This window comes from Actinomadura miaoliensis, from assembly GCF_039536785.1.
Classification (GTDB): Bacteria; Actinomycetota; Actinomycetes; order Streptosporangiales; family Streptosporangiaceae; genus Spirillospora; species Spirillospora miaoliensis.
The window spans coordinates 1-5,862 of sequence record NZ_BAAAZG010000085.1; the positions used below are offsets into that span (position 1 = coordinate 1).

At 66.7% G+C, this 5,862-nt stretch carries 4 protein-coding genes; 1 reads left to right on the top strand and 3 read right to left on the bottom strand.

Annotated features, from left to right (window positions below; genetic code table 11):
* Positions 1-158 precede the first annotated feature (158 nt).
* The 3 genes from ABD811_RS42580 to ABD811_RS42590 are packed head-to-tail and all read right to left on the bottom strand — an operon-like array spanning position 159 to position 4,020.
* Positions 159-2,132, bottom strand: a complete 1,974-nt coding sequence (locus ABD811_RS42580; protein ID WP_344959270.1) for a hypothetical protein — start codon at positions 2,130-2,132, stop codon at positions 159-161.
* Positions 2,129-3,289: a 5'-methylthioadenosine/S-adenosylhomocysteine nucleosidase gene (locus ABD811_RS42585; RefSeq protein WP_344959272.1), complete on the bottom strand. Its 1,161-nt coding sequence runs from the start codon at positions 3,287-3,289 to the stop codon at positions 2,129-2,131. Before ABD811_RS42585 ends, ABD811_RS42580 begins: the two co-directional genes overlap by 4 nt.
* On the bottom strand, positions 3,286-4,020 hold the full coding sequence (locus tag ABD811_RS42590) for an NUDIX hydrolase (protein WP_344959274.1): 735 nt from the start codon (positions 4,018-4,020) through the stop codon (positions 3,286-3,288). Before ABD811_RS42590 ends, ABD811_RS42585 begins: the two co-directional genes overlap by 4 nt.
* 736 nt (positions 4,021-4,756) lie before the next feature.
* On the opposite strand from ABD811_RS42590, the gene ABD811_RS42595 reads away from it, so the two are divergent.
* On the top strand, positions 4,757-5,862 hold a 1,106-nt coding region (locus ABD811_RS42595), incomplete at its 3' end, for a hypothetical protein (RefSeq protein ID WP_344959276.1).

Sequence of the window (5,862 nt, forward strand, 5' to 3'; positions counted from 1 at the left end):
TCTGGCTCCGCAGCCTGCCAGCCCTCCCATGATCTGAACTAAGAACAGGCCCTAGTGCCACCACAAACTGATCGCCGAGCATGGGGGCCGCAGCCCGGCTGCACGATCTGCGGCATGGTGCGGCGCCGCTGGCGGTGGCTGCCGAGGTGCTTCTGATGTCACATGGCGAACTGCCGTTCGCCTTTTCGCCGGCGTTCCTGTGCGATCCACTGCTTGCCCTCCGCGGCGATGCCCTCCATGACATGCAGGGTGTGGTGGATCCCGGAGGCGTCCAGTGTCATCTCGGACACCACACCGGGGGCTTCGTCCATCTCGAGTTCTTCCATCCCCGAGGTCATCACCTCGACTTGGATCTGCTCCCCGTTGACGAGCGCGAGTTCGAATCTGCGCTCGTCGTCGTCTGCCTGGTGTACTCGCACGGCTGCGACCGCTTCGTAGCGGTAGTTGGTCCGGTTCCAGCCGTGGAAGGTGCCTCGCTCGAAGTCGAGTTCGACGCTGAGCTGGCGTACCCCGTCCATGGTGAGCAGGAAGAGGAGCAACTGGTACCGCGTGTAGCGCCAGGGGCCGTTCCGGACGCGGGCGCGCCTGGCGCGGGAGCCTCGCGCTTCGATGAACGCGTAGGCGATCATGTCGCTCATGGCCAGCCCGTAGTGGCGCAGCGCCTCGTCCAATAGCACCTTGCGGTCGCGGTCCAGCCAGGCGGCCATCTCCGGATCCGAGGGTGTGTCGGCCAGCTTCTGCCGCCAGCGCTCATAGGCCGCCGTGCAGTCGTCCAGCGTTTGCCTGCTCTCGGCTTCGTCGGCTGCATGCCGCCTGTGTTCCAGGACGATGCGCAGCCAGGTGAGCGCTCCTATTACCCCGGCCATCAGTGCAACCGTCGCCGAACGGCCCGCGCTTACGGGCGCGACCTCCATGGCGTTCTCCACCGCCCGAGTGGCCCCCAAGGCCAGAACGGCGAGACCGAGAATCGTCAGCACCTTGGTGGCCAAGGGGGTCGCGAGTTCCTGCCGGTAGTTCCACAGCGTGCCGTTCTCCCACCGCCTCCTGACATCGCTCACCCGATACCGGATCAGCCAGTTGATCTTCTCAACGCCGATCCGCTGCTCCCGGTAGATTTCGACGATCTCGTCGCGCAGGCTCTTGCGGATCCCTGCCGTCTCCGCCAACCAGACGGAGCGGCTCGTGTCGCGCGGAACGTACTTGGCGAAGTAGTAGTCGAAACGTTGGTCGACCCTGTTCGCGAAGCCGCCGGACGGCGCGCCGGTCGTACGCGCCCGAGGCGGCTCGTACTCCTCGTCCTTCGCCCTGCGCCGCTCGGCGCGATAGCGCCATTCCAGGCCGCCGCGCGCGGCGTAGTAGCCGCCGGCGATGCTCAGCAGGTACGCGAGCAGCGCGAAACCCTGGAGTTCCCGAGCCAGCAGGTAGCCGATATGGAGCACCGCCACGGTGAAGACGAGCGTCGCCGCCACCGCCTTGATCCAGGTGCCGACCGTGATCTCGGGCGGGCGGGGCGCACGTGTCCGGGGCGGGGTGGGCTTCGGCTCGAAGAACTTCCAGACACGATCGGCTCGGTCATCGGCCATCTGGTGCTCCCTGGCGCTCTGCAGGGCGCGGTGCCACATCTGATCTTTCAGCGGTCCGTCGAGGAACAACTCCAGGTGCCGCAGGATCATGGCGCGTTGGGGGTCGCCGAGCCCGTCGAAATCCTTGAGCAGGGGACGCAGGTCGGCGTCGGGCTGTCGCGCGGAATCCAGCAGGCGGCGGACGGTATTCACACCGTCCGCCCATGCGTCGCCGCCGGTGACACGGCACATGAAAGGTGCCTGCCGCAGCAGCGCGATGTCCTCCTCCGGCATCTCGTGCGGCGTTCTGCCGCTGACCAGGGCCAGTTGCCAGTGGAAGCAGACCTTGTTGCCGATATGACCTCCCATGACGGCTTCGTGGATGAGGTGCCGTGCCTTGCCCGGAATGCCGCCGTCGAGCAGGCTGACACCGGTCTCGAACTTTTCTGCAGGCGAAGCGTCTGCGGGAAGCGAGTAGATGTGGACTCCGCCGTGCACGGTTGCCGCCTGCACTCCGACATGGGCGGAATCCCCGGCGTAGTTCGTCGTGGTGGCACCCGGCTCGGTCATGACAGGCCCTGGACCAGTGCGATCACGCTCGCCACCTCGGCGGCCAGGGTGGCCACGTCCCCGACGAGCCCGCGGACCTTCTTGAGCGCCAGCGTCACCGCGCCGGTGTCCGGCGGCGTGGTCGTGTGCAGCGTCTCGCGAGCGTTGGCGAGTTCGGCTTGTGCCGCCTGGTAGGTGTCCTCGTCCAGGTGCCCTGCCGCTCGTGCCTGCTGAAGCCGGGCGGCCAGGCCGGCGATCGCCTGCGTGGGATCGGCCGGCGGGTCCTGCTCGCCGGACACCCGGATCCCGCCGTGCACGTGGCCGGCCTGCACGACCACCCGTGCGTTGTCCTTCGCGACGTTGCGGACCAACCCATCCATCTGCGAGTTCCCCATCCTTCCGGTTTCGTCGAACCGATCGCGGTTCCGTTCCTCAGCGGCCAGGTTTTCGGCCAGTGAGACGGTGAACGCCGCCGCGTTGGCCACCGCCCGCGCCTGCCATCGCTTGCGGTCGGTGGTCTCCTTGGTGCCGTCGGCTCGGTCGCTGATGCCCCGGACGACGACCACCGGAAGCGACCTGTTCAGATGCGCGGCCTGAGCCACGCCTGCTCCTTCCATCTCGATCGCGAGCGCGTCGTTGTAGTTCCGCCGGATCCAGCGGGCGTGCGCCGACACCGTGGAATTCAGAACCACCTCGCCGGCCGCGATCGGACCGAAATGCACTCCGGGCGCCCGGCGATGAGCACGAAGATCACCTGCCCAGGATCGGTCGCGCGCCACATGCCGGGCGATCTGGTCGGCGCCGTGCGAGACCTCCCAGACACGCGGACGGCTCTTGAACCCGTCGTCCTCACTCGTGCCCCCATGGAACGCATAGATATGGGTGGCCACCACCACGTCCCCGAGGGCGACATGAGAGTGCAGGGCCCCTGCCACTCCCACGAAGATCAGCGCCACCGGGGAGAACTCGGCGATGGCACGTTCGGCCAGTACCGCCGCGGACTGGTTGCCCTTGCCGACGAGGCCCAGAGCGATCCGGCACCGGCCGCCCGCAAGCCGGCCGACTTCGAAGCGGGTGCCTTGCGGGTGCCGATGCAATCGGGGGGCGTCCAGCTTTTGACGGACGGCCTCGTACTCCACGTCCAGTGCTGTCAGAACGACGATCTGACTGCCGCTCATTCTTTCGGCTCCTTGGCGTTCGACGGCTCGACCGGCCGGACCATCGGCGGATACAGGATCTTTCGAGGCCCGGCTTTGAACAGCCGGGCCGGCCGTCCGGTCGTGACCTTGCGCTCCGGGCCCGCCGGAACGATGAATCCGCTGGTCTTCTGGACCTTGCGATAGAAGTTGCGGGGATCGAGCGAGATGCCCCAGACCGCCTCGTAGACCCGCTGCAGGTCCGTGATCGTGAAGGTCGGCCCGCAGAACGCCGTCGCCAGCGCGGAATGCTCGAGCTTGGCGCGGGCCCTTTCGACGCCGTCCTCGACGATCCGGCGGTGGTCGAAGGCGAGTTCCAAGTCTCCGGAGAGGACCTGGTCGGCCCGCTGCCATCGCGCACCGGCCGCATCCGTGCCAGCGGTCGGCTCCGGCAGCCCCGGGGCTATCGCCAGATAGGCGACGGACACCACCCGACCACGCGGATCGCGGCCAGGAGTGCCATAGACGCCCAGATGCTCCAGGTGCAGCTTCTCAACATCCATGGCGGCCTCTTCCGCCAGCTCCCGGTGGGCCGCGGCGATGAGGTCTTCTTCGGCGTGCCGCAGGAAACCGCCCGGAAGCGCCAGAGCCCCCTCGTACGGCTCGACGCCCCGCTCGACGAGCAGCACGTGCAGGTGCGACTCGCGCAGCGTCAAGATCACCAGGTCCACCGCGAGCATCACGGTGGGCGGTGTCCAGCGGTCCTCGGTCATGCGGTGAGGCTAGCTTATTGTCAGCCTGACAGAAAGTGTCTTTCGGCTGCCGCTCCGGCCACCGCCTTGTCACCGGCCAGCAAGCCTCTGTAGAGGGCTAGGTTGAGCGTGGCAAACCGACGCATCGTGAGGCTCCGGCTCCGGAGCGGTCCTCTATCGGAAAGGCTCCAGCTTGACGCGCTGGGGGGTGGCCCGCGACGTCGACAGGATCCGGGTGTTACTCCGGTCATCAAGCCCCGATGACTAGTTTCTCAGCGCTCATTTCTAGTTACAAGGCGTTGCCGCTCGGCCCGCGCGGCCGGCCAAAACGCGGCTTTGTCTGTTCACGCCGCGATGGCGCGTCCTGCAGCACATCACCGTCGGCCCCAACAAGATCGGCAACATCGCCAAAGCCGCAGTCGTCCTCCTCCCTTCTGGCCACGCGCCGTGAACCTCCGTGAGATCACCTCATGGTGATGGTGCTGAGGGATGCGGTTCCGACGAGCATGAAGAGTACGGCGGCGAATCGGCCTTCGAGGCTGGTGAGACAGTGGTCGCTGTAGCCGATAGTGATGGTCGCTCAGCGTACCGCGTCGGGGAACACGTAGTGTTGGCGTCCGGGTGTGTACTTCTCCATTCTGCGGCTCGTCCCGCGTGATCAATATGAGTGTTTTGTGTGTACCGAGCCCGCATCCGGGGCCTGCGAGTGCGGCTGATCCGAACTCCTCCGCGGGCGTTGGTGGTTATGGTCGTGGTCATGTTCAATGCGTATCGCAATAACGACTTGCTGCTGTCGATGATGGAAACCCTGGTCAGGGAGGGCATCGATCTCGAGCCGGCCAGGAAGGCGTTCGAGTCCACCAAGGGAGATTTCACGGCGAAGTTCACCGCTGCGATACAGGCACGGTTGGCCCAGCTGGTGGTCCCAGAGGTGTTCATTGATGTGCCCAAGCGTCCGGAGGAGCTTCGCAAGACTGAGTTGGAGGCGTTGGTGCGGCCCGTTGCCGACGGCTTCCTTCGCTCGTATCCGACCAAGGGCGAGTTGCTGGACCAGGTAGATCGGATCCGGTGGCGGCAGGAGCGGCGCCCGCCGTGGATCCCACGCTTGGACCGAGACGGCAAACCCATATCTGGGTCAGAAACCGACTCGTTCGATGCCGAGCCTCGCCCTGAACGGCCCATGACGGTTACCGCCCTCCCCGAACTTGGCGACGTCACCGTCCTCCTGCCGACTGAGGCCGGGGAGAGGCCGGAACTGGCCATGGCGCCCGGCGGAATCGGGGAATGGGAAGCGGCTCTGTACACGGTCCTGGGGGTCACCGGTGAGCGCGGGCCCGCTACGACTGTTCCGATCTACGCACAGGCCAACGAGGCGCTGGTTCCCGACGACGTCCGCTGGTGGGCGACCGAGCCGGCACGGCCGTTGCCGGCGGCGCAGGATCCGGGAGTAGCAAGCGAGTTGCTGGCCACCACGACGAGCCTTGGCGGGCTGCCAGTCACCGATAACACGCACGAAGGGTATGAGGCGGTGGTCATCGCCCTTGGGGGCGCGGGGGACTGGCGCTACAGCGCGCGTTGGCTGCTTGACGCCTGGGGCCCCGGCGACGGCGTGGGCACGCTGGCCACCGCCCGTGCAGCCATCGCCGGGTGGGTGGAAGAGGGCCGCAGTGGGTTGATCGTTTACGTGTACGGCGGGGCGCTGCATGGCACCGAGGGGCTGATCGGTGCCCCGAGTCCGCTGCACAGTTACGTGCTGTGTGTTACCCGGTCGGCTGACGGTTCGGACAATGTCGAGACGGTGCATCGGCTAGGGCCTGTTCTTAGTTCAGATCATGGGAGGGCTGGCAGGCTGCGGAGCCAGAT